This window comes from Rufibacter sp. LB8 (assembly GCF_014876185.1).
GTDB lineage: Bacteria > Bacteroidota > Bacteroidia > Cytophagales > Hymenobacteraceae > Nibribacter.
Genome location: NZ_JADALJ010000001.1, coordinates 3,293,559 through 3,317,757, shown reverse-complemented (window position 1 = coordinate 3,317,757; position 24,199 = coordinate 3,293,559). Strand labels below are relative to the sequence as shown.

At 51.0% G+C, this 24,199-nt stretch carries 20 protein-coding genes; 10 read left to right on the top strand and 10 right to left on the bottom strand.

All coding sequences use genetic code 11. The features are described from left to right. Positions 1 to 95: 95 nt before the first annotated feature. Both IMY23_RS13905 and IMY23_RS13900 read right to left on the bottom strand, forming a co-directional pair. Entirely contained in the window at positions 96 to 704 is a 609-nt protein-coding gene (locus IMY23_RS13905) for a hypothetical protein (protein WP_192822666.1), read from the bottom strand. Positions 705 to 828: 124 nt separating this feature from the next. Next, a complete protein-coding gene (locus IMY23_RS13900) occupies positions 829 to 2,349 on the bottom strand; it encodes a hypothetical protein (protein WP_192822665.1) in 1,521 nt (506 codons plus the stop codon). A 295-nt stretch (positions 2,350 to 2,644) separates the two neighbouring features. Here IMY23_RS13900 and IMY23_RS13895 point away from each other — a divergent pair, with 295 nt between their 5' ends. Next, positions 2,645 to 3,442, top strand: a complete 798-nt coding sequence (locus IMY23_RS13895) for a DoxX family protein (protein ID WP_192822664.1) — start codon at positions 2,645 to 2,647, stop codon at positions 3,440 to 3,442. Positions 3,443 to 3,645: 203 nt separating this feature from the next. On the opposite strand, the gene IMY23_RS13890 is transcribed toward IMY23_RS13895, so the two are convergent. Next, positions 3,646 to 4,914: an exo-beta-N-acetylmuramidase NamZ domain-containing protein gene (locus IMY23_RS13890; RefSeq protein ID WP_192822663.1), complete on the bottom strand. Its 1,269-nt coding sequence runs from the start codon at positions 4,912 to 4,914 to the stop codon at positions 3,646 to 3,648. A gap of 156 nt (positions 4,915 to 5,070) precedes the next feature. On the opposite strand from IMY23_RS13890, the gene IMY23_RS13885 reads away from it, so the two are divergent. Then, positions 5,071 to 6,000, top strand: coding sequence for a hypothetical protein (locus tag IMY23_RS13885; protein ID WP_192822662.1), 930 nt, complete (start codon positions 5,071 to 5,073; stop codon positions 5,998 to 6,000). Between the two features lie 185 nt (positions 6,001 to 6,185). Here IMY23_RS13885 and htpG read toward each other — a convergent pair whose 3' ends face one another. Continuing rightward, a complete protein-coding gene (htpG, locus tag IMY23_RS13880; RefSeq protein ID WP_192822661.1) occupies positions 6,186 to 8,012 on the bottom strand; it encodes a molecular chaperone HtpG in 1,827 nt (608 codons plus the stop codon). Between the two features lie 444 nt (positions 8,013 to 8,456). Between htpG and IMY23_RS13875 the strand changes: the two genes are divergently transcribed. The 3 genes from IMY23_RS13875 to IMY23_RS13865 all read left to right on the top strand — a co-directional run bounded on the left by IMY23_RS13875 (position 8,457) and on the right by IMY23_RS13865 (position 11,931). Then, positions 8,457 to 8,786 (top strand): hypothetical protein, encoded by a 330-nt coding sequence (locus tag IMY23_RS13875; RefSeq protein WP_192822660.1) that lies wholly within the window; start codon positions 8,457 to 8,459, stop codon positions 8,784 to 8,786. A 149-nt stretch (positions 8,787 to 8,935) separates the two neighbouring features. After that, entirely contained in the window at positions 8,936 to 11,338 is a 2,403-nt protein-coding gene (locus tag IMY23_RS13870) for a TonB-dependent receptor (RefSeq protein WP_192822659.1), read from the top strand. A 32-nt stretch (positions 11,339 to 11,370) separates the two neighbouring features. After that, a complete protein-coding gene (locus tag IMY23_RS13865; protein WP_192822658.1) occupies positions 11,371 to 11,931 on the top strand; it encodes a hypothetical protein in 561 nt (186 codons plus the stop codon). A 138-nt stretch (positions 11,932 to 12,069) separates the two neighbouring features. Here the strand turns inward: IMY23_RS13865 and IMY23_RS13860 are convergent, their stop codons facing one another. Beyond that, positions 12,070 to 12,957: a TraB/GumN family protein gene (locus IMY23_RS13860; protein ID WP_192822657.1), complete on the bottom strand. Its 888-nt coding sequence runs from the start codon at positions 12,955 to 12,957 to the stop codon at positions 12,070 to 12,072. A gap of 208 nt (positions 12,958 to 13,165) precedes the next feature. On the opposite strand from IMY23_RS13860, the gene IMY23_RS13855 reads away from it, so the two are divergent. Further along, on the top strand, positions 13,166 to 14,407 hold the full coding sequence (locus IMY23_RS13855) for an MFS transporter (protein WP_192822656.1): 1,242 nt from the start codon (positions 13,166 to 13,168) through the stop codon (positions 14,405 to 14,407). Positions 14,408 to 14,489: 82 nt separating this feature from the next. Here IMY23_RS13855 and IMY23_RS13850 read toward each other — a convergent pair whose 3' ends face one another. Further along, entirely contained in the window at positions 14,490 to 15,239 is a 750-nt protein-coding gene (locus IMY23_RS13850; protein ID WP_192822655.1) for a hypothetical protein, read from the bottom strand. Between the two features lie 129 nt (positions 15,240 to 15,368). On the opposite strand from IMY23_RS13850, the gene IMY23_RS13845 reads away from it, so the two are divergent. Next, positions 15,369 to 15,677, top strand: a complete 309-nt coding sequence (locus IMY23_RS13845) for a DUF4286 family protein (RefSeq protein WP_192822654.1) — start codon at positions 15,369 to 15,371, stop codon at positions 15,675 to 15,677. Between the two features lie 213 nt (positions 15,678 to 15,890). Here IMY23_RS13845 and IMY23_RS13840 read toward each other — a convergent pair whose 3' ends face one another. Both IMY23_RS13840 and IMY23_RS13835 read right to left on the bottom strand, forming a co-directional pair. Then, positions 15,891 to 16,346: a DUF1569 domain-containing protein gene (locus IMY23_RS13840; protein ID WP_192822653.1), complete on the bottom strand. Its 456-nt coding sequence runs from the start codon at positions 16,344 to 16,346 to the stop codon at positions 15,891 to 15,893. A gap of 82 nt (positions 16,347 to 16,428) precedes the next feature. Continuing rightward, positions 16,429 to 16,911: a GNAT family N-acetyltransferase gene (locus IMY23_RS13835; RefSeq protein WP_192822652.1), complete on the bottom strand. Its 483-nt coding sequence runs from the start codon at positions 16,909 to 16,911 to the stop codon at positions 16,429 to 16,431. Positions 16,912 to 17,157: 246 nt separating this feature from the next. Between IMY23_RS13835 and IMY23_RS13830 the strand changes: the two genes are divergently transcribed. From IMY23_RS13830 to IMY23_RS13820, 3 genes are all read left to right on the top strand, one after another. After that, entirely contained in the window at positions 17,158 to 18,396 is a 1,239-nt protein-coding gene (locus tag IMY23_RS13830) for an outer membrane beta-barrel protein (RefSeq protein WP_192822651.1), read from the top strand. A 330-nt stretch (positions 18,397 to 18,726) separates the two neighbouring features. Further along, a complete protein-coding gene (locus IMY23_RS13825) occupies positions 18,727 to 20,859 on the top strand; it encodes a T9SS type A sorting domain-containing protein (protein ID WP_192822650.1) in 2,133 nt (710 codons plus the stop codon). A gap of 123 nt (positions 20,860 to 20,982) precedes the next feature. Further along, entirely contained in the window at positions 20,983 to 22,353 is a 1,371-nt protein-coding gene (locus IMY23_RS13820; protein ID WP_192822649.1) for a deoxyguanosinetriphosphate triphosphohydrolase, read from the top strand. A gap of 87 nt (positions 22,354 to 22,440) precedes the next feature. Here IMY23_RS13820 and IMY23_RS13815 read toward each other — a convergent pair whose 3' ends face one another. Continuing rightward, positions 22,441 to 23,034, bottom strand: coding sequence for a TlpA disulfide reductase family protein (locus IMY23_RS13815; RefSeq protein ID WP_192822648.1), 594 nt, complete (start codon positions 23,032 to 23,034; stop codon positions 22,441 to 22,443). A 47-nt stretch (positions 23,035 to 23,081) separates the two neighbouring features. Continuing rightward, entirely contained in the window at positions 23,082 to 23,756 is a 675-nt protein-coding gene (locus IMY23_RS13810; protein ID WP_192822647.1) for a DUF2939 domain-containing protein, read from the bottom strand. Positions 23,757 to 24,199: the final 443 nt, after the last annotated feature.

The window sequence follows — 24,199 nt, the reverse complement described above, 5'->3', positions numbered from 1 at the left end:
CATTTCTGGAAATGAGCCCCAAAACAGAATTTCTGGTTTGACTACCAAATTACTCCTAATTTATCAAGTACTCCTGCAAAAGAGGTAGTTCCTCCTTAGAACGAAGTAAGAACGGTTAAACCAAACTCCCGGAGCTGGTGGGTAGGCGCAGGAATGGCTTCTTGCCGTGTTAGTTGTTGGTAGTCTTGGGTGTTTAGGGCGCCATACAGCCGTAACCAAACATTTTCTATTACTTTTACTTCTACCCCGGCCAAGCCGAAATGGGTTGAAAAATGGGAGTGCGAATACTTGTACCCCAGCAGCAAAGAAAAATCTACCGGCGTAGCGTAGTTCCGGTAGTAGGCAAATTGCGGAAAATCATACACCAAAACAGATTCTGAGTCTCCCTCAGGCTGCGGAACACCTTGCAGGCCAACCCCAACGCCAGTTTTAACTCCTACGCTCCAAGTGTCTGCGCGGTAAACCGGAACGGATAGCTCACCGCGGACTAAGGCGGTCACTACTTTGCTTGGTTTTTCCTCCACCTCATATTCCCCATCTTCGTTCTCATAGTAATTCTGCATTCTGAACGGCATAAACGCCACCGTACTGCCTATCCCAAACCGCACTTTGTCAACCTGCCAATTGTTTTTTTTCTTCTGCGCCAGGGCATTTCCCGTCACAGACATTACCAGCAAGGCTGCTAGCCAAACCATCTTTTTCATTTCTTCTGATTTAAAGGAGACCAATCCTCTGTAGAAAAGCGGTCTAGGTAGCGCCACCTGCACCCGGTTTCTCCGGCATGCGGCCAGGCCAGGCGCGGGTGGCGCCACCAGCAAAGACAGCAGATTATTGCAACGCTACTTTCTCAAGGGTGTACCCTTTGCCAAAAGCCACCTGGTTGCTTCTGAACAAGACTACTTTATTAGAATCTAACCAGCACGCAAAATTGGTGTAGGTGATAAAACTGCCTTCTTTAATGCGCTTGGGGCTGCTGATCTCACCAGTGGCTTTGTTCACAGACCTGGCATACAAGGAAATGTCTTTCTGTTCGCCTTTAGGCGATTCTGACGTGATAATATGAAGGGCTTGGGAGTTGTGGTTCACCATGGCCTTGAGCATGTCAGCGCCGCCCAGGTCTCTGAGCAGCATAGTACGACCTATAAGGCTGTTCCATTTGTTCTCGCCGTTCTCAAAGGAAGTGATGAGAATGTCTTCTGCATATTGCAAAGGAGTATACTTGGTAGTGGTCTTCATTTGGCCACTGACGCCTGCCACTGGTGTGGTAGAGGTTGAAACAGAAGTTTTATGCTTGATTCCCTCAGAAACCAGGTAGATGTTAGCGCCATCTATAATGATTTCCTGCACTGCCATAAACGTAATGTTTTTGGGCCGGTCAAACTTTTTACTGAAGGTCTTGCCACCGTTCAGCACATCTTTGTCATGTACCTTGCCATAAACCTGGGCCACATACTCAGTGTTAAACTCCTTGGTTTTGTAGAGCTTGGTGGTCTTGGCCGAAAAATCGGCGTCAAACAAATGGATGGCCATGAGTTCGCTTTTGTTGAAGACTTTCTCCGCGGCAATAAGGGCTCGGTCACCTACCAGTTTAAGGGTGTAATGGTCTATTGCCTCGCGGTTCTGCAGGCTGTGCTTTACCGCCAGGCGGGCCACTTCTTTGCCTTTGGTGTCTAGCTTGATAAATTTAGCGGTGGTCTTGGCATCAGAGAGCACGGCCACCACGCCCCCGTCATTGCCAATGGCCGAGGCCTCTATCTTTTCTTTGGCTCCTAATTTTATCTCTTTTTTGAACAGCGTCTCCAGCTGGAGGTCATACACCGTTAGCACCGGGCCTTCGCCTTTTCTGCCTTCTTTTTCAAGGGTGTAGAAATACTGCCCGTTTTCAGAAAACTGCGCTTCATGCGAGGCCTCCAGGGTGGGCGAAATCCTTGGTATGTCCAACTCCACTGTTTTCTGCTTGAGCTGTTTGCCCTGCGCGTCATACACAGACGCTATAAAGCCATGCCCTTTTTTGCTGTAAGGATTGGTTTTGCCGTAGCTTTCCACCACAAAGATCTTTTCAGCGGTAGGGCTGTATTTAAACAGGGGGCTGGCATCTTCGCCGTAAGTGAGCGGTATGTTGAATTTTTCTGTAAGGTTGGCATCATAGGCCACAATAGCCGATTTCTTCTTGTCAATTTCCTTGAACATAAGAAACAGGTTGTCATTGACCTTGTCTGACATGCGGGCACTTACCCGCGGAATGCCATTTTTTTTGTAATTGGTCTTTACTTCTAATTCTGACCGCTGGGCAAGGCCCAATTGTCCCATGCCCAGGAAGGCGAGCAAAAATGCGTAACGTTTTTTCATGTAATAAAGGGTTGTGTTTGAGGTGGCGGCCACCTGCTTAACCTGAAACAAATGGAGTCTTCAATTTATAGAAAAAGTGCAAGCAATCAAGCCTTATTAAATAAAGCAAGGACTTTATATAGTTTAAATCTGTTTTTAAACGAATGTAACAGCCTTCCCCGTTTTAGGGCTCATTTCTGGAAATGAGCCCTAAAACGGAAAATCCGCGGCAGGAAAATTTGGGGCTTGGTCTAGATGATGCGGTGGTTGGTCTAAAAGAGTTGAAACGGCGCAATCCTCTGCTTTTCTTTGAGATATGAAAACGCCACGTACTCCCTCGTTTCTCCCCACTGAACACCAACTGCTACAGAACAAAGATTTTCTGGTGTTGCTCATCAGGTTGTTTCTGGGGTATATCTTTTTTTCGGCGGGCGTCTGCAAGCTTACGGGCGGGAATTTTGGTCAGTTGATTGGTCCGCCTTGGTTGATTGAAGCCCTGGCCAAGCACCAGTTGGGCTTCTTTGCGCAGGTGGTGGCCGGCAGCCAGGTGGTGTGCGGCTTGCTGCTGTTCACGCAGCGGTTAAGTACGCTGGGCGCGGTCATGCTGGTGCCCATGAACCTCTCCATTCTGGCCGTGACCATCTCGCAGAACTGGACCGGCACGCCGTATGTGAACGCGGTTTTTCTGCTGCTCAACCTGCTGTTGCTGGCCTATGAACACCAGAAGTTCACGTTTCTGTTTTCCACCGCGCCGCCCCAACCCGTTTCTGCCCCGCGGTTAGACCCGCTAAAGACCGGTGTGCTGCCGTGGCTGGTGCTGGTTGCTGGGCTGTTGACCATGGCGGTTGCGCCGTTCCATCTGTTGGCTACGCAGGTCTTGGGCATGCTCACCTTTACGCTCACGGCGGCGCTGTTGCTGAACTCTAAGGTGCTGCGCGGGCTGGAAAAAGTAATGATATCCTTGGCCGTGGTGAATATGGTGCTGGTGACCTTGGGCATGAAATCTGACGTCGCCCCAAAAATGGTGGTGGCAGTCAGTGGAGTTTTGCTGTTGTTGCTTCTGGCTAATTTTTGGCTGCAAACCCGCAGAAACAAAGCGATGGTGCTTGGTTAGAATTTCCGTTTTGAGCTTCGTTTTCAGAAATGAGCCCCAAAACGGAAAATTATTTTACTGGTAGCAAGCGTGGGTAAGCCTCAGAAACTTCTGGTTGAAACTTCACTTCGTAAAACCACTTACACAGAACAGAGCCCGAAAATGCGTTTCCGGGCTCTGTTCTGTAAATGGACGCCAAACCAGGCGCTGTCGTTTCAGTTAACTCACGGGTAGAGCAAGTACTTCTTCCGCATTTCTTTGTAGGCGGCCAGGCCGGGTTGCCAGGTTTCCCTGATTTTCTCTTCAGACCAGCCTTCGGCCAGGTATTTCCGTAAATCGGCGGTGCCGTAGAGGCGCTCAATCACGCCCATCTGGCGGCTGTAAGAAGAGTCAAAGAACTTCTCTTTCTGCGGATAGGCGTTGTAGAGTTCAATCATCCAGCCCAGGTTAATCTGGCGTTTCTGGCGAAGCTGCTCCACATCATAATTCCTCAAATCCAAGCCATAGCAGACCTCGTTCATGTGCAGTGGCGTCTCGCTCATGCCTTTGATGCCCACGGGCGTGTAGCTGAATTCGTACTTGCCTTTGAGCGCGGGCGCGCCCAAGATAGTGAATGGCGTATAGGTGCCGCGGCCGTGGTTCAAAATAGTGCCTTCAAACAGACAGGTGCTGGGGTAAAGCATGATGCTCTGCGCCGTGTTCAGGTTAGGCGACGGATTGACCGGTAGCACGTACGGCATGTCATGGTGGTAATTGGCAATCTTGATGATCTTGAGGTTCTTCAGTTTCAAGCCTTTCTCCATCCAGCCTTCGCCGTTCACCATTTGGGCGAACTCGCCTACTGTAACGCCGTGCGCAATAGGAATAGGAAACTGCCCGATGCCGGAGTAATACTGTTTGTCCAGAATGGGTCCGTCAATCATGTAGCCGTGCGGGTTGGGGCGGTCCAGCACCATGAATTCCACGTTGTGCTCCGCGGCGGCTTCCATCACATCGCGCAGCGTGTTAATGTTGGTATAGAAGCGCACGCCCACGTCTTGAATGTCATAGATCAGCACGTCTACGTTGGCCAGGTCTTCTTTGCTGGGCTTCCGTTTCTTGCCGTACAAAGAGATGATAGGAATGCCGGTTTTCTCGTCTACTTCATCGCCTACGTGTGTGCCGTTGCTCGCATTGCCTCTGAACCCGTGCTCCGGCCCAAACACTTTCACTATCTGCACACCCAACGTCTGCAAGCTGTCAACGCTTGATTTCTGCCCGATGATGGAGGTTTGATTCACCACCAAGGCCACGCGCTTGCCTTTGAGGTAGGGCACGTACTTTTCGGTTTGGTCAGCGCCGGTGATTAGGCCTGGTTTTGTTTTATTTGACGAAGCAGGTTTGCTAGCAGAGGTACCGCTGATATTGGTGGACGTTTCCTTGGAGCACGAAGAGCACCCCAGCGATAAGGTGAGCGCCCCGAGGTACAGGTATGATAAGAGGGATTTGGTCATTGTGACAAGTTTTGGATGGGAGTAGATTGGATGCTAATGTAGCAAAGAATGAAGTGGGTGCGAAGTGTTTTTAAAAAATATTAGAAAGAGAATTTTTGTAAATACCGCTGGTAAATGGTTACTTCCATTGCCTGTAAGGTTCACCTTTTATAAACTGTGATGAAGCAAATCTTCTTTTATGCCATTGCTGCGTTTTTCCTTGCATTTTCATGTAAACAGAAAAATGCGCCAGAAGCACATGAAAAAACTGCACCCAAACAAGTAGTTGCGAGAGAAGCAGTAACTGAAAACACATTATTAAAAGAGTATCGTCAGTTCTTAGCACAGCTAGATAGCGGAAAAGTAGAGAATATGTCGGCGGCTGCAGAAAAGTATAAAACGCTTTTCAAAGGGCAGTCAAACTCATTAGCTGATTCTGGATATGTCTTGTTTGAAAAGTTTTATCTCAGAACCAGCAATACAATTAATGATGTACATTATAAAGATACTACAGATTATACGCCGTTAGTAGTGTTGCCTTATGCAGGAGCACCGCCAGTAAAGCTTTCAAAAAAGTTAAATACTTATAGACAAGCAATGGAGGCTAATGGATTTCAAGTCGCCATGACTGAGGGTTTCACTTACCTGTTACAAGAACGAGATTTTATAGCCAAGCATTTTTATCCATTTGTAAGCCCAACGTTAAAGCAGTTTCTGGTTCAGCTTAACAAGGAAAACAAAGAAGGCTTCCAGGAAGATGCAGGTTTAACTATTGGCCCTACGCAATTGGTTGATAGAGTGATTTGGTGGGAAAACTTTGTTCAAAAGCACCCTGATTTTATTCTCCTGAAACATGCAGAAGCTGAAAGGAAGGCATATTTATCTACTTTGTTGACCGGTATGGATAATTCTCCCATTCTTAGTTTCGATGACAATAAACTTGATCCTTATTATGCCGAAGCGTATCAATATTTGAACAAGAAAGCACCAACTTCCAAGACGAATGAAGTACTTAAACCTTATTATGAAGCACTTCAGAAAGGAGATACAGCTAAAGCATATACTTTATTAACGCGCTACAAATTAGACAAGGTTATTGGCTACTAACCCTTTTGTCATCTTGGAAAGATCTCGGTGGCAAGCTAAAAAAGCGTTGAATAATGGCCTTGTCGTTCGCCCCCAAGATCCTTTCAGGATGACAAGAAGGAGAAGAAATCCCCACAAAAAAACAGAGCCCGGAAACGTACGTTTTCGGGCTCTGTTTTTAAAATGAAGGCTAAACTAGCGGCAGACTATTCTTTGTCAATCAACTCCACACTGCGCTTCACGAAGGCCGTTAAGGCAGCACCTGACAGCATATTCTGCGACAGCAGCGCGAGGTCATAAGCTTGTTTGGCGATTTTCTCGCCGCGGTCATCTTTGGCTTTCAAGATGCGGTGGTTGATGGGGTGGTTGGCGTTGATGGTCACGTTGTACATGTCGGGCATGTTGCCCATCATCATCATTCCTCCGCCACCGGTGCGGCTCATGTCTTTCATGCGGCGCATGAACTCAGGCAAAGTGATAATTACCGGTTGGTCGTCTACGCTCAAGGCCTCTACGCCTACCGTCATGTTCTTATCAGCAATGGCCGCTTCAAAAAGTTCTTTCAGACGAGTGGTTTCGTCTTCAGACAGCACGCTCTCTGGCTTGGCATCGGTCTGAATCAGTTTGTCAATGGTATCAGCATCTACACGCTTCAGGGTGGTTTTCTCCAGCTTCTGCTCTAGTTGGCCAATGAAGTGTGGGTCAATCATGGTGTCCAGTTTCACCACGTCATAGTTGCGGTTGTTGGCGGTCTCAATGAAGGCGTGTTGCTTCTCTGGGTCAGTAGTGTACAAGATCACCAAGTTGCCGTCTTTGTCGGTTTGGTTGGCTTGCACCAGGGCGCGGTATTCCTCTAAAGTAGAATAGGCGCCGGCGGTGTTTTGCAAGAGCGTAAAGTCTTTGGCTTTCTCGTAGAACTTGTCATCTGAGAGCATGCCGTACTTCACGAATACCGCAATGTCGTTCCACTTTTCTTCGTAGGCGGTGCGGTCTTTCTTGTAAATCTCGTTCAGTTTATCAGCCACCTTACGGGTAATGTAGGTATTGATTTTCTTCACGTTGGCATCGGCCTGCAAGAACGAGCGGCTCACGTTCAACGGAATGTCCGGCGAGTCAATTACACCGTGCAGCAGCATCAGGAACTCCGGCACCACGTCTTTCACCTCGTCAGTAATGAACACCTGGCGGCTGTAGAGTTGGATTTTGTTTTTCTGGAAGTCGAAGTCGTTCTTCACCTTCGGGAAGTACAGAATACCGGTCAGGTTGAATGGATAATCTACGTTTAGATGAATCCAGAACAACGGGTCCTCAGAGAATGGGTACAGTTCTTTGTAGAAGTTCTTGTAGTCCTCGTCGGTTAAATCAGAAGGAGATTTTGTCCAGATAGGGTTGGGGTTGTTCAGGATTTCGCCGTTGAACTCCACCGGAATTGGCAAGAATTTGCAATATTTATTCAGGATGGTTTGCAGACGCGCCTCTTCCAGGAACTCCTCAGAATCTTCGGCAATGTTCAAGATCACATCGGTTCCGCGCTCAGTGCGGGTACCGTTGGTGATAGTGAACTCGGTAGAACCGTCGCAAATCCAATGTGCAGGTTCAGCGCCGTCTGCGTGTGACAAGGTGTCAATCTCCACGGTGCTGGCCACCATAAACGCCGAGTAAAACCCAAGACCAAACTGACCGATAATCTGGCTCTTGTCTGCGTTAGAGTCTTTATAGCGCTCCACAAATTCAGTGGCACCCGAGAAGGCAATCTGATTGATGTATTTCTTGATTTCCTCGGCGGTCATCCCTATCCCGTTGTCAGAGATGATGATCTGCTTCTTCTCTTTGTCAACTTTTACCGTGACTTTCAGCTCACCCAAATCGCCTTTCAACTCACCAATGCTGGAGAGGCTTTTGGCTTTTTGCGTGGCGTCAACGGCATTGGAAACCAGTTCGCGCAGGAAAATCTCATGGTCTGAGTACAAGAACTTCTTGATGATGGGGAAAATGTTCTCGGTGTGAATCGAAATCGTGCCTTTTTCTTCCATTTCTACTTTTATATCGATGTTTGTGAATTACGTTATTTTCTTCTCTCACTTTCGGCTGCGCCGATGTTCTGTTTTTGCCTTCGTTTCTGGAAATGAGCCCGAAAACGGCCTCTTCCTCGTCCCCCTTTGAAGGCCCGGGATGATTTACATTAACTGATTTTCGCATTTCCGAAAATCATTCCCATTCGTTTCATTGCAATTGTTTATAGTTCTTCCACCGGCTTTGTCATCCCCCTACCCCCTTCAAAGGGGGACGAAATGCGTGTAGGTTACATCAGCAAAGAAAAAACAATTAACAAAGAACAATCAACAATTCTCTGGTTGGCAAAAGCTGTTCCAGTGTACAAAAAATGACAGGTTGTCAGCCGAAGTGCGGGAAAGCAGACAGGGAAGTAGTCACAACGGCAAACAATTCGTATATTTGTTTGTCTTTGCAATGTGTTTGTGAGAAACTTCACCAGATATAGCGCCCTGTTTTTGCTGCTGCTGTTCGCGCGGGTCATGACCCCCAACGAACTGCTGCTGCAACTGCACGCGCACGAACACACGGTAGAAATTCCCCATGATGAGTCCAAGACCCACATCGGCAAAAAGCACACCCATTGCCACACAGACAACCTTTTCCATGCGCCTTTCCAACCGAGCGAGGCCGTAGTTCTTCCTTCACCTGTACTTCACAAATCTCTGTTGGGTGCGCAAGCGCCTCAGCCGGGGTATGCTATTTCGTTTGCCAATCAATTCCTGCGGGGGCCGCCCGCGCACCTGCTTTCCTAAATAACTTTCTTCGGGAGATTGCCTTGGTGTGACCGCGCTTTCGGCGTTTTTGGCCTCGTTTTCAGAAATGAGCCCCAAAACAGCTGCCGTTCCCGATGTTTTCCGGAGAACCCGTTCTCCTGTCTTTCCATTCTATTTTCCTTACCAAGTTGCGCAAACTCGTTTACCTTCGTCTGCTGTGGCTACTGGGCGGTTGCTGTTTTTCTGGGTTGGCCGTGGGCCAAATCTTACCCATAGCCGCGCCCACAGATGCCCCCTTTGACAAAGACTGCGGCATCACGCTCTCCGGTTCCGTGACCGACCATGAAGACCGAAGTCCCTTGATTGGCGCCACCGTCCTTTTGGAAGGCACCCAGCGCACCAGCGTGACCGATGCCAACGGCCATTACCATTTCCATGACCTCTGCCCCGGCAACTACAAATTGGTAGTGTCTTATTTGGGCTACACCACTGAAAAGCTGGACAAAAGCCTTCGGGCCCCGGAGGTAGTGAATTTCAGATTGCACCCAGATGTGTTGCTCTTGCACTCCGTGGAAATACGCGGGGCCAAGCAGAAAGAGCAAATCACGCAGGCCAGTAGTAAATTGTCTGGCAAAGAACTGGCGCAAACCCAGGGCCAATCCTTGGCGCAGGCGCTGGAACGCATGACCGGCTTGAGCAGTATCCAGACCGGGCCTAGCATTGCCAAACCAGTTATTCACGGGCTGCACAGCAACCGCGTACTGGTTATGAACAACGGCGTTCGCCACGAGGCCCAGCAGTGGGGTTCTGAGCACGCACCTGAGATTGATCCGTTTGTAGCCTCTGAACTGACCGTGATCAAAGGTGCGGCTGGCGTACGCTACGGCGCCGATGCCATTGGCGGTGTGATTCTGGTGGAGCCAAGGCCCTTGCGTGATTCTGCCGGCACCAGCGCGGTGCTGAACCTGGTGGGTGTGAGCCATAACCGGCAAGGCGTTGTGTCTGGCATGGTGGAAAGCAACCCGGCCACGCTGCCCAGTTTGAGCTGGCGACTGCAAGGCACGCTCAAGAAAGCCGGCAACAGCAAAACCCCGGATTACTACTTAGCCAACACTGGTTACCAGGAACAGAACTTCTCGGCGGCCGTGGGTTGGACGAAGGAAAAATTTGGTGTGGAAGCGTTCTTCAGCAGGTTTGACACCAAGCTGGGCGTGTTCTCAGGGTCGCACGTGGGCAATCTCACCGACATCCGGAACGCCATTAAACGCGAACGCCCAGAGCCTGAGGCAGATTTTACGTACGCCATCGCGCCGCCCTACCAGAACGTGACCCATGATTTGCTCAAACTGAGAACATTTTACAGAACCGAAAACCTGGGCCGCGTGAGTCTGATGTATTCCCGGCAGTTTAACCAGCGCGAAGAATATGACACGCACGGCGGCGGCACTACACCGGGTCTACGGTTTGAGATTGAGACGCATAACTCAGAGCTTGTCTGGGAACACAAACCGGTGGGGAATTGGTCGGGCAGTTTAGGTGCTACTTATATGTACCAATTCAATCGGTTTGAAGGTCGGTTCTTTGTGCCGTTCTACCAGAGCCACACCGGCGGACTGTTCTGGATTGAGCACTGGGAAAAAGGCAACTGGCACGTAGAAGGCGGCCTGCGCTATGATTACCGCCATCTGCAGGCCAAGTTGTTCCGGAAAGACACGCCTCAGAAAACGGGCAACGCTGCCCTGGACAATGAACTGCTCACGCCCACGCATACCTTTCAGAATTTGTCAGGTACGCTGGGGGCTACGTATCATGTGAACCCGCATTTGGATTTGAGCTTGAACGCGGCCTCGGCGTGGCGGTCGCCAACCACCAGTGAACTGTACAGCAACGGCATTCACCACGGCACGGGCACCTATGAATATGGAAATGCAGATTTGAACGTAGAACGGGCCTATAATTTCATGGCAACGCTCACCTACCGGCAGAACCAACGCCTGAACGGCGAAGTGAGCGTGTACCGCAACTACATCCAGAACTACATTTACCAGCAACCAGACACGGTGCCCACGCTCACTATTCGCGGCGCGTTTCTCACGGCGCGCCAGAACCAAGCCAACGCCACCTTTACCGGGGTTGACGCCACGGTGACTTACCAGTTAACGGAACATCTGTTGGCGGCAGGCAAGGCATCGTTGGTTCGGGCTTTTAATCGCTCCGCGGATGAATACTTGATTTGGATTCCCACGGACCGCTATGAAGCCAGCCTCAGGTATTCAGTAGAAGCCTTTGCCACGCAGCAGAGGTTTAAAGAAAATTACCTGCAACTGAGCGGACAGGCGGTGAGCAAGCAACGGAACGTACCGGATAATTATCTGGCGCGTGACTACGCGCTGCCACCGGCGGGGTATTTCCTGCTGAACCTTGAGGCCGGCACCACGCTGCAATTTGGTAAGCAATCCATTGAAATCGGGCTCATAGGCCGAAATCTCTTAGATACAGCGTACCGAGATTACCTGAACCGTTTCCGGTATTACGCCGATGAAATTGGCAGGTCCATTACTCTGCGGGTGAGCATCCCGCTTAACTTTTAACCTTTTTTTCATCCCCATAAAAAGAAAACACCATGAAATTATTCTTGAAACCATCCCTCGCTATTTTGTTAGCTGCCACTGTGTTTATGTCTACCTCTTGCAGTGATGACGAAGACCCAACCCCAGAAAACGAAGAGGAACTGATCACCACTGTTCGGCTGCACTTCATGCCCCAGGGCGGCGGCAGCATGATTATGGCCACCTACAAAGACCTGGACGGCGACGGCGGACAAGCGCCTACTATTATTGGCGCTACATTGGCAGCCAATAAAGTCTATAATCTGGAAGTGGAACTGCTGGACGAGTCTAAATCACCGGCGGCCAACATTACCGCAGAAGTAGAGGAAGAAGGCGACGAGCACCAACTTTTCTTCGTGCCATCTGCCGGCCTGAACCTGACCGTGGTAGCCACTGACAAAGACAGCAAGAACCTACCTATTGGCATTACTTCTAGTGTTACTACTACAACAGGCCCTTCTCCCGCTGGCAGTACATTACGTGTAGTCCTGAAACACCAACCCGGTACCAAGAACGGTAGCATTAACACCGGCGATACAGATGTGGAAGTTAGCTTCCCAATCACTATTCAGTAACCGTGAAGTCTCTTGAAACAGAAAAGCCCCTGGCGTTGCCAGGGGCTTTTCTGTTTTCGGGCCCATTTCTGAAAACGAAGCCAAAAACGGGATTTGAATTAGTTAGGATATTCGCTTAGAAAAGACTTGCCTTAGATTCTACTTCAGAACTGGTTCTACTTTGTAGCCTTGGGCTCTGAGCAGTTGAATCAGGCCGTTCTCGCCGGGCAGGTGGGCGGCGCCTACGCCAATGAACGAAGGGCTTTTTTTCATCATGGCCACCAGCGGCGTCAGCCATTTCTCATTGCGCTCGTCTAAGAGCAGATTCTGTGATTCGTCTGAGTTCTGGGCAGTGATCAAGGCGTACAGGCCTTCCAGGTCTTCCTGCTGGTACAGGGCAAGCATGTTTTTCATCAGTTTGCGCTGCTTGTCAAACTGTTTCACGCTGTTCAATAATTGCGAGGTCTGGATCTCCAGGGTAGACTGGTCAAACAAGGCCAGCTGCTCCTGCGGGGTTTCCAGTGTGTAGATAGACTTGTGCCATTTCTTGGCCAGGTTGAGCAACGCCAGGTCATACGACTCTGGGCTATAACCCAATAATTTAGGATAAAGAAGCAACTGACCTAAGAAACCTGGTTTTATGAACCTGAACTGCATCATGCTGCGCTCCAGAGAATCTTGCACAAAACGGCTGAGGTAATTGTAATCCTGGGCGGTCATGAGCGTTTCAAGGGGTTTGGCCATGCGCATGGCCTTGTTGAGGCCGCGGGTCAGCTCTGGGCTGTCCAGATCCACCTCCAGCACCACCGTTTCGGATTTTATCATCTTTTGCTTTACCTTCACAGGCAAGGCAAACTGGTCTTTGGGCACCAGGTGAAACGTACCGTAGAGATAAGAGGTCTTGATTCCCTTGCCGCTCACTTTCCAGAGCACTGATTTCTGTTCTGTATTGGGCGCGCCGCCTGCCGAAGCCTCAGGAGCCAGCATGGTTCCTGAAACCAGGATCAGAAGGAGAATCCAGAAAAAAGCGCCCTTATACGTTATCATAATCTCTAGGGTTTCAAGAACATTACAAAAATATAAGTTTTTTTTCGGGCCGCCATAGAATGCTTCTTTTTCCAGTGTCTTTTTTTGAAATATAGTAAAATAATATAAATATCTGTTAACAAAGTTCTTATACTGTTTTCGCTATATTTATTAGATACCAGCGTTTTATTGGCATAGTACAAAACGTAAATTCATAAGACAGACTTGCATGGCATCCTCATCACTAACCGGTAGCTCCACCAAGATTCTGAACACGGCCGTTATTGTAGCGGCTTTGGGTTACTTTGTAGACATTTATGACCTGGTGCTCTTTAGTATTGTGCGCATTGCCAGCCTAAAAGAGTTGGGCATCACAGACCCCGCCCGACTTCTGGAAGACGGGGTCAGGCTTATAAATATGCAAATGCTGGGAATGCTGCTGGGCGGTATTTTCTGGGGCGTTTTAGGCGATAAAAAAGGGCGCATCTCGGTGCTGTTTGGCTCCATTTTTTTGTATTCTGCCGCTAACATTGCCAACGGCTTTGTCACAGATATTGAGATGTACGCCTGGCTGCGGTTTATTGCGGGCGTGGGCCTGGCCGGGGAACTGGGCGCGGGCATCACGCTGGTCTCTGAGGTGTTACCCAAGGAAAAACGCGGCTACGGCACCACCATTGTGGCGTCGGTGGGCATCTCGGGGGCTATTCTGGCCGGTGTCATTGGCGAGTACTTCCATTGGCGGACGGCTTATTTTGTAGGCGGCGGCTTGGGGCTGCTGTTGCTGCTCCTGCGCATTGGCGTGTATGAATCTGGCATGTTCGCGCGCACGCAGCACGCGCAGGTGACCCGCGGCAACTTCCTGAGTCTTTTCACCAACGGTCCGCGGTTTCTCAAATACCTCAAATGTATCTTGATTGGCGTGCCCATCTGGTTTGTGGTGGGCGTGTTGATTACGTTTTCGCCGGAGTTTGCGCAGGCATTGGGCGTGCCCGTTGCCATCTCAGTGGCCAAGGCCATTGGGTTCTCCTACTTCGGCCTGAGCCTGGGCGACGTGGCCAGTGGTTTGCTGAGCCAGAAACTGAAAAGCCGGAAGCGCGCGGTGCTCGTCTCGCTGTTTCTGCTGGGCTGCGTGATTGCGCTCTATCTGCTGGCCCATGGTGCTTCTGCCACGTATTTTTATGCGTTGTGCGTGGCCCTGGGCTTTTGCAGCGGGTACTGGGCGGTGTTTGTGACCATTGCCGCCGAGCAGTTTGGTACCAACATACGCGCCACGGTTACCACCACGGTACCCAATTTTGTGCGGGGCGCGGTGATTCCGTTAACGCTTTCGTTTAGTGCGTTCAAGGGCGAGTTTGGGCTGCTGCCCACGGCGGGCGTGCTGGGTGCGGTGGCCTTGGCTATTGCACTGGTGGCCATCTTAACGCTGCCCGAGAGCTTTGGGAAGGAGTTGGACTACCTGGAGGAAGCGTAAGCAGTTTCCGTTTTCGGGCTCATTTTGGGAAATGAGGCCGAAAACGGGATTTCCTCCTTTTAAGATTCGCCTGGGTGTCCTGTTATTTTCTTTCCCAACTAAAATTGAAGTCCTGCATAACCAAGGTATCACCAACCGCAAGCTGGGCGTAATCTGGGTTTTCCTTTTGGTGGTTAGAAATGCCAGAAACCTTATACAAACTATAAGGAAGCGGTGGAGTTGAATAATGATTAGGGAAGAAAATTTCTTTGTGTTGCTTCAGCACATAGTTCATTCTAGGAAAAAGGAGCTGAGCCGGCGTGGTCTGCACCCCTATTCTTTCCACAACCTTTACGGCATAACCAGGAAATGGGAACGTGGGCGTTTCAAAGTATGCATACCAATATTTACGGAAGGCCTTCGCTAAAACATATAAATATCTATCCTGGAATTCTTGCCCTCCACGGCCAATGCCTAGCACGGTATCTTGCCCAATGAACTCCAACAAAGGGCCATTGGCCTTAAGTGTATAGTTAATCCACCTGTTTTGGGAGGAATACTTCACATGAGCCGCAGAAGTAGACGTTATTTTAAGAGAATCGGAACTGCTGTTACCGTTAGTTTGCCGCCTGTAACCATTCAAATATAAATATCCATCTCCATGCTGCTGCACAAACGCATGGACTACCTGCCGGTTTGTCACCTCTCCCTGTTTGGTGAACATTCTTATCTGACCGGTACTTTCCACCGCAACGCTGGTATAGATTGATGGGTATGGCACCGGGAAATCTTCTTTTTCATCTTCACAGGAAAAAAGAAAAAGCGTAGCCAGAACAAGGAGTAATCTTTTCATTCAAATAAATTGAGGAGCAGTAAAGATAGAGAATTTGGTTTCTAGTGAAAGCATTGAGCTTGTAGATGAACCTACCGGCCCATTTTCCTGCGAAAGCAGTTATTGAAAGATAAACCGTATTTTTGACACATGATTCTTTTCAACGAAACCGTGAGCATAGAAAACGCCGTGGCCGCCGATTGGCTGCAGTGGATGCAGGTAACCCATATACCAGAGGTGATGGCCACCACCTATTTCACCAAATTCCAGCTGGCCAAAGTGATGGAAGACGAAGACACCGGCGGCACCACCTACGCCGTGCAGTACTACGCCCGCCATATGCAAGACTTGCTGGAGTACCACCAAAACCACGACCAGGAAATGCAAGGCAAGATGCAGGCCCGCTACGCCGGTCAATACGCCGCCTTCAGAACCGTGCTGGAAGTGATTGGGGACTAGTTGTTGGTTAGAAGTTTTTAGTGACCGGCAGTGGCGGTTATTTCCGTTTTTGCCCTCATTTCCCAAACCAAGCCCGAAAACGCCAGTCCGTTTTCGGGCTTGGTTTTATGGGGTTGGCGGCTTGAATTGAAAGAAGCTTAGGTCATTTATTGCTTCAAAAAAGTAGCTGCAAGAAAGTCAGCGCGAGGAAAGCCTCAACTCTCACAGGTTTTCTCAGACGCCGAACTGCCGTAAATGGTGGTCTGTGTGTTTGTAAACCAATACACCAATCTCTTCCTTGGTCATTTTGCCGAAGAAGTCATGGATGAAGCGGGGGTTGCTGTACTGCTGGTAGGCTTTCAGCAAGGCGACCCAGCTGGCTTTTTCGGGTTCCAGGTTAGTGGCCGTTGTATTTGTTACTTTGAATTGGGCCGAGGTGGGAATGTTTTTATCAAACGGCTGCTCATCTTTAATCATCTTCCGGAGGGCTATCTTCCCGAACACTTTCCCCAAAAAGGCCTGTTTGTAGGTGTGGGTTCCCTGGCCCAGAATCCAGCAGTTCCAGTAGGTGTTGTGCTGGAGCATCTGGGACACGTTCATCTTGCCCCAAACAGGTTGGTGGCTGGGGCTGAGTAGCTGAATGCGCGCTATGAGTTCTGCCCGTACCGCTTCGTCAAAAATTGTCTTCATTGCTTTCAATTGGTCTCAGGTAGAACCCGATGCTGGTGCGCAAATCTGTTTTGAGCAAAAGGTAAGCAGAACCATAGAAAAATTAAAGCGCCAGCTGCGCCAGTTCCTGCTCAGAGAAGTTGCAATTGATCCACTCGCCGTCCAGGTTGGCGCCAATGCTGCGGTAGAAATTGATGGCGGGCTCGTTCCAGTCCAGCACCTGCCATTTCATGCGCTTGTAGTGACCGGCTCTGGCGGCGGCCACCACTTCTCTGAACAGCAGCCGGCCAATGCCTTGGCGGCGCAACCGCTCGGTGACCACAATGTCTTCCAGGAACAGCATTTTGCCTTTCCAGGTGGAGTAGGCCGTGTAGTACAGGGCAATGCCCACAATGCCATCTTGGGCAGATTCTGCCACGTGGAATTCAAAGATGGGCCGTTCCCCGAAGCCGTCTTGCTGCATGTCTTCTACGGTGTTGGTGACTTCATTGGGCGCTTTCTCATAGATGGCCAGTTCCACAATAAGGGCGTGCACCTGCGGCAAATCTGCGGAAGTTCCTTTTCTGACGATGATGGCGTTGTTCATGGCTTCGGGTTGGTGGTGCGCAAAGATACACAGAAGGCCGGGCTTTCCGTTTTCGGGCTCATTTCCAGAAACGGGGCCGAAAACAGGAAATTCGTACTTAAAAACCAAATGGGCACTTTCTAAAAGATGGCTGAGGCCGCTGAAATCTGGCAGAAAAATTCCTTTCTATCTCTATATTTGGAGGATCTATCCTAGATTTTACTTCTATCACATCAACCCAATTCTGTTATTACATTCTTTCCTCCTATGCAAAAATTTGTACTGAGCGCTGTTCTGGTCTGTTTCAGCTTTCTGACCATGGCCCAGAAAAATGCCCGCCCCGGCTACATCATCACCTTAGAGCAAGACACGCTGCGGGGCCAGGTGCTGGACTTCACAGACGCGCGCAACAGCCTGGCCGTCTCTTTTCAGGCAACCAACACCGCCAACTTTAAAGAATATAAAGCCGAGGAACTGAAAGGCTTTGGAGTGACCGGGCAAAAAAAATACCTGGCCCAGAAGGTGGTGCACGTGGCCCAGCTGCCCGAAGGCAAGGTAGACTCTACCTACCAGGTGGTGTTTCTGCAGGAATTGGTGAAAGGGCCCGTCTCTCTGTATTACCTTAAAACCGCTTCGGCGCATGACCGCTTTTTTCTCATGCGCCAGGAAGGCCAGTTCACCGAGATTGAAAAACGCCGCCTGAAGATAAAGCAAGGCAACGCCCTCTACAGCAAGACTTACAACCTCTACCAAGACAGCCTTAAGACTCTCTTCGCGGGGTGCCCAGACCTGGCGGCCAAAGCCAACAAAGTGCAGTACACGGTCAAAAACATGTCTAAGGCATTTATAGCCTACAACGCCTGTGCGCACCCCTCCAACCAGACTTTTGTCTCTGAGATTGTGAGTAAAAAAACAGTGGTGGTGCCTTCTGTGACGGTAGGCTATGGCAAAAGCACCGTAAATGTCTCAGAAGAAGGCGAGCAATTTTTTACCGACCCCAAGGGCACCAATAGCTTCAGCGGAGGCGTGGCGGTCAACATCTTCAATGCCAACGTGAGCAAGAAATTCTCGCTACAGATAGGGGCAGACTATAGTAAAAAAGGCGCGAATGCCCTGTATAGCTACAGAAACAGTGGTGTAGAAAATACGGCAGGCAATTCCATCAGGCTGGAGTGCCTTGATTTCTCTGTTTTGCTGAAGTTCAATACCAAAATAGGGCCTATTAGGCCATTTATTGGCGCTGGCCCCATGGTAGGCTACATCATTAACAATGGCAAAACCTTTAAGCAAGGCAACATTTACCTTGACCCGTTTGACAGCAAGACCGAATACGGCCTGGCCGCCGAGACAGGTTTTCTGCTGCCGGTGCTTTCTAACAGTGGCCTGCAGTTTTCCTTACGCTATGAGGGGGCGCGGGTCAGCTATAATTTTACAAACCGCGGTGAATATTACAGCCATTTTGTGAGACTGGGCGTGGGCTTCTGGTTTTCAACATCGGGGAATTAAGGAGCAGAGAAGATATAGCGGTTTTGCAATAGATGCGGGCCGAGCTCGTTCTTAAGCCAGTAGTTCCTGTTTAGTTGTTTGAAGGTACTTGTCTGAAAAGGCAGGTACCTTTTTTTGTAGCTGGCGCGGCTGGCGTTTTCGGGCTCATTTCTGGAAACGGAGCCGAAAACGCACGCTTGCCCTCCATCTCTAGCCCCAATTCTTTGCTACATCTACGCAGCGCCGTTTCCCGTAGATACGGCAATTGGAAACCTGCCTGCCAAGTAGTACCTTCCCTGTCAAGAGTAGTGGCCATACAACTGTCTTTTTGAAGCTTCAAGTTTCTTGCATATGACCCTTCGGTGTACTTATCCGGGCCTGCCCGCCACCCGTGTTTCTTTCTGTCTGCTGCTGGCGCTGTGCCTGCTGTGGGCCAACGGCGCGGCCCTGGCCCAGGAAACCTGCTCGCTGCTGCCCCTGTCTTTAGAAGACCGCGCCCAGGCCGCCACCGCCATTGTGGAAGGAAAAGTAACCAGCCAGCGTTCTTTCTGGGACAGCCGCCATGAAAACATCTACACTGCCAGCCAGGTCACCGTCTACAAAGTCTTTAAAGGCGCCAACGTGCCGCAGAATGTGGAAATCATCACGGAAGGCGGACAAGTGGACCTGGACCTGCACGTGTATTCGGCCACGCTCATGCTCAAAGACCAACAGCACGGCGTCTTTTTTCTGCAACCCCATAGAAAGAACCAGAGAAGTTACGCGGTGTTTGCCAGTTTGCAGGGGTTTATTGAGTACCGCTTGCCCCAAGGCTCGGCCCGTGACCCGTTCACTGCCTACCCCACTATCACCGGCCATGTGTACCCCGCCCTACAGCGTTTGACCGGCGCCACGTACAGAACCCTCAGAACCAACCCAGACATAGAAGCACTTTCCAAACCCAAAACCCAGAACGCAGCACTGCGGCGCGCCATTCCGGCTATCATCAACTTTACGCCGCTGAGTTTGCGGGCCGGCACCGGCGATGTGCTCACTATCAACGGCACCAATTTCGGACTGACGCGCGGCAACGGCTTTGTGGAGTTCCCCAACGCAGATGACGGCGGCAAAACGTTCATTAAACCGCTACCCACTGACTATGTCTCCTGGACTGACAACCAGATTAAAGTAAAAGTACCCACCAGCGGCATTGAGGGCGGCACGGCCGGCACAGGGGCGTTCCGGGTGGTGAACAATGATCCCAACACGGCCACGGCCCCTTTGCCGCTCACCATTGTGTTTGCGGTGTCTAACGTGGGCTACAAAGATGACAAACGCGGCCTGGTGGAGCAGAGCTACCAACCCCGCCTGATTGACCAGAACGGCATGGGCGGTTATACCTTTCAGTTCGGGACATCATTTGTGGCCAACCAGCCCGCGCTGTACGCCTTTAAACGCTCCATGAATGAGTGGTCCTGCAACACCTACATTAACTGGGACGCCGACTCAAAGCGCAGGGTGAACACCACCGCAGATGATGGCGTCAACTCGGTGCGGTTCGCCAACACGGGGGAGTTGCCCGGCAATGTGCTGGGGCGCTGCATCAGTAGGTACAAAGGCTGCATTTCAGGCACGGTGCTCACATTCTGGGTAGATGAGATAGATCTGGAATTCGCGCAGCGCGCAGACTGGCAGTACGGCCCGGCCAGGGCCACCAGCCAGCAGTTTGACTTTGAGTCAGTGGTGTTGCATGAATTAGGCCATGGGCACCAACTCAGCCATTTAATTTTGCCGCGCGCTGTCATGCACTACGCCGTGGCCAGGGCGCAAGATTCGCGCACGCTCAACGCAGAGAATGACATTGCCGGCGGAAACTACGTCATGAACCTCAGCACGGGCTCAGACTTCTGTGATGTAGAGGCCATGGAACGCAAACCCACCAACCAATGCGCCATTCTGGTAGAGTCATTGAACCTGACGGGCACGTTCCAACCCACCACCAACACCGTGCTCCTCACCTGGACCACGCCCTCTGAGAACAACCTCACAGACTTTGTGGTGGAACGAAGCAAAGACGGAAAAAACTACACAGAGATTGGCACCGTTCCGGCCACCGGCACCTCCGCCACCCCGCGGTCTTACCAGTTTGTGGACCCAGAACCGCTGCTTTTTGCCTATTACCGCCTGCAGTTGCGCATGGCAGACGGCACCCTGGTGTTCTCAGAAGTGGCAGAAGTGGCGGGGCCTGGCTTTGAAGTCTTGCTGGCCCCCAACCCCGGCGGCAACAGAACCGCGTTTTTCTACAACAGCCCGGTCTCAGATGAGCTTCAGATGGAAATCTATGACTTGTCTGGCAAGCGGTACGCACGTTTCACGCTATTGGTGGAGCCGCAGGTGAGCCGCTATGAACTCAACCTGCCCGGTTTGGCCGGCAAAGGGTTGTACCTGATTAGGTACCAGGGCAAAAACGGCGAAGGCGTGCTCAAGTATTTCAAAGCCGAGTAGAAACCCACCCGTTTTCGGGCTCATTTCTGGAAACGGAGCCAAAAACGGAAACCCAGTTACCCGCGGCAAACCCCTTGCATGAGAACCGGCGTGGCCGTAGCTTCGGGGTTTACAGACGTTTTTATGCCGAAGATGAAATGGGAGCGCCTCCTTTCCAAAAAGCGCTTTGACGCCCAAACCCAGGTACACGCCACTGATGAATCTGTGCGCGGTGAGTTCCAGCGCGACTATGACCGCCTGGTTTTCTCCACCCCGTTCCGGCGGCTGCAGAACAAAACCCAGGTCATGCCCATGCCCGAGAGCGACTTTGTACACAACCGCTTAACGCATAGCCTTGAAACTTCCTGCGTGGGCCGGTCTCTGGGCCGAAGAGTGGGCAAAACCTTACTGGAACGTCACCCAAAGATTGTACAGGCGCACCCCGGCATTCAGGAAGCAGATTTTGGAGATGTGGTGGCCGCCGCCTGCCTGGCGCATGACATTGGCAACCCGCCGTTCGGGCATTCTGGCGAAGACGCTATTTCCTCTTTCTTCCGAAGCAAAGACGCCCAGCCGTTCGTGGAAAATTTGACTTCGTCACAGATTTTAGATTTACAGAATTTTGAGGGCAACGCTGCCGGGTTCCGGATTCTCACGCACACGTATCCCGGCCAAAGCACCGGCACCTGTGGCATGCGCCTCACCTACAGCACGCTGGCCACGTTCACCAAATACCCAAGGCCGTCTGACCAGGTCATCAAAGGCACCCGCCGCGCCTCTGAGAAAAAGTACGGGTTCTTTCAGCCCGAAGAAGCACATTTCACCAAGATTGCCGACGAACTTGGTCTTTTGCCTTGCCAGGGCCAGCGCGCCTATCACCGTCACCCGCTGGCGTTTCTGGTAGAAGCCGCCGATGATATCTGTTACCGCATCATTGACTTTGAAGACGGCTGCCGCCTGGGCTTGATCCCGTTTGAGGAAGCGCGCGAACTGCTCAGGCCGCTGCTGAACGAGAAGCCCGGCAAAACCCACAGCACCACGTTCCATGACTGGCGCGAGCAACTGGGCGTCTGGCGCGCCGTGATCATCAATAACCTTATCTATGAATGCGCTGAGATTTTCCTGGAGCACGAGGCTGCTATTCTGGCCGGGGAATTTGACCAGTCGTTGATCAACCTGGTGCAGAACAAAGCCGCGCTGGACCAAATCAAGAAAGTGTCCATTGACCGCATCTACCGCAACCGGCCCGTGCTGGAGATTGAAGCCGCGGGCTTTGAGGTGCTGGGCGGCCTGTTAGACACGTTCCTCACGGCCGCTTTCAACGAAAAGGAAAGCCGCCACCGCAAATACCTGGACCTGGTCCCCGACCAATTCCTGGGCCCCAACCGCCACCTTTCAGAAGATAACTACGAAAGAATCCTGAACATCACAGACTTCATCTCCGGCCTTACAGACAGCTCCGCCATCAGCCTTTTCCGGAAAATCAAAGGAATTGAACTGCCTAAAATGTATTGATTGGGTAGAGGTTGAATAATAGACTTGGAGAAAAAACCTAATTCCCGTTTTCGGCTTCGTTTTCAGAAATGGGCCCGAAAACAGGAATTATTCCTTGGCCGCAAGAGCTTCAGACTTCACCAGTTCAATCTTCTTGCTCAGGCTTTTGGTCACGTTGAGCGCATCGCCGCCGCCGTAGCCTTCCAGTTTGAACCGTATGTTGCCGTTGCCGTCCAGGATGAATTTGGTGGGAATGCCCGATACCTGGAACGCCTCAATCACTTTGTTTTGCGTGTCCATCAAGACGTTGAACGTGTATTTGTTCTTGGCCAGAAATGCCGAAATTTTCTTCTTCTTGTCATCGCCGTGCTCCCAGGAATTCACAAACAGGAACACCACGCTGGGGTCATTCTTGTATTTGTTGGCCGCGTGCTGCATGCCCGGCAAAGACTCCAAACACGGCCCGCACCAGGTAGCCCAAAAATCCAGCACCACCGTTTTGCCTTTCAACGAAGCAAGTGTCACAATCCTGCCGTTGAGGTCCACCGCCGTGAAATAAGGTGCTTTCTCCAGAATCATCTGCCGCCGCAGGTACTCCGTCTCGGGATTTGCGGCAGGCTTCCTGGCGTTTTTCCCGGAAGGAGCTTGCCCCGTCAAACCGAAGCACAAGAAGAAGAGAGTCAGCAGGAAAGACACGTTCATACAAAAGAATTTACAGATAAAAGACGAACGAAAAACGCCACCGTTCCTTACATTCTGAGTTGCAGTTTGGGGAAATTCTGGTGCTTCTGCCACAGTTCAATCAAGCCCAATTGCTTCAGAACCTCGCCAGCGTTAGGCAAACCTATTACTTGCCAGTAGCCGCCGCGGTCACGCATCTGCACATCTACCACCACGGGTTTGGACTGCGCCGGAATGCTAAGTTCCAGGCCCACCACCGCCAGCGTGTCTTGCTTGTTCACATAGGAAATGCCTTCCAGCTTGCTTTGGGCCAACTGACTTTCTTCTAGTAGTTTCTGCAGCGGCAACACCGCCTGTATCTGTTCCCATTCTTGGGCGCTCATGCCGCTGGGCGGTGTCTGACCGGCGTTGCTTTTGGCTACGTAGTGTTCTATCTGTTCGCGCAGGGCGCTGAGCATTTTCTCTTTCTGTGACGCCATGGCCATGCCCAGAAAGATAGCCGCCATGGCCCGTTCCTGCTCGGGGAGGTCGGCCATGCCCGCCTGCAGGGTCTGGTCCAGCAGATTCGCCGAAGTCCGTTCCACGTCAATATATTTCTCCAGCGCGGCCATGTCTTGGTTGTCTACGGCCCGCTTGATTTGGTACAAGGAATATTCAGGCCCCTGCCCATAGCGTTTGCACAGCCAATAACCGCCCGCGCCCAAGAGCACCAGCACCACCAGCCAAATCACTTTCTTGTTCATAGACATCTGTTTCTATAGAAAGATACGGGCTTTTCTGGAGAATTTCTGCGGGTGCGCCCAAGTTGTCCTCCAGAATTTCCAACCCGATTTCCTGTTTTCGGGCTCATTTCTGAAAACGAGGCCAAAAACGGAATTGGCGCAGACACTCGTAGGAGCTTCGCACACTACGAGGTCCTTTGAGCAAGCGTTTGTCGGGACCTCAACCGTTGAGACAAGGCGGTGCCTGGTCTCTACAACCGGCACACGCATTGCCCAGTTTCGTCCCCATTTCCAATCCAGAGCCTAAAAACGCAAATGGCGCAGACCTCACAGGTTTCCAAAACCTGTGAGGTCTTTTGAGCAGGTGGCACTGCTGATGCCCAAAACGCAGACTGCCTTTCAAACTGTACCATTTCCAGGCTTTCCATCGAGCGCCTAAGCAGGTTCCGTCGCCGGCAGGCGGG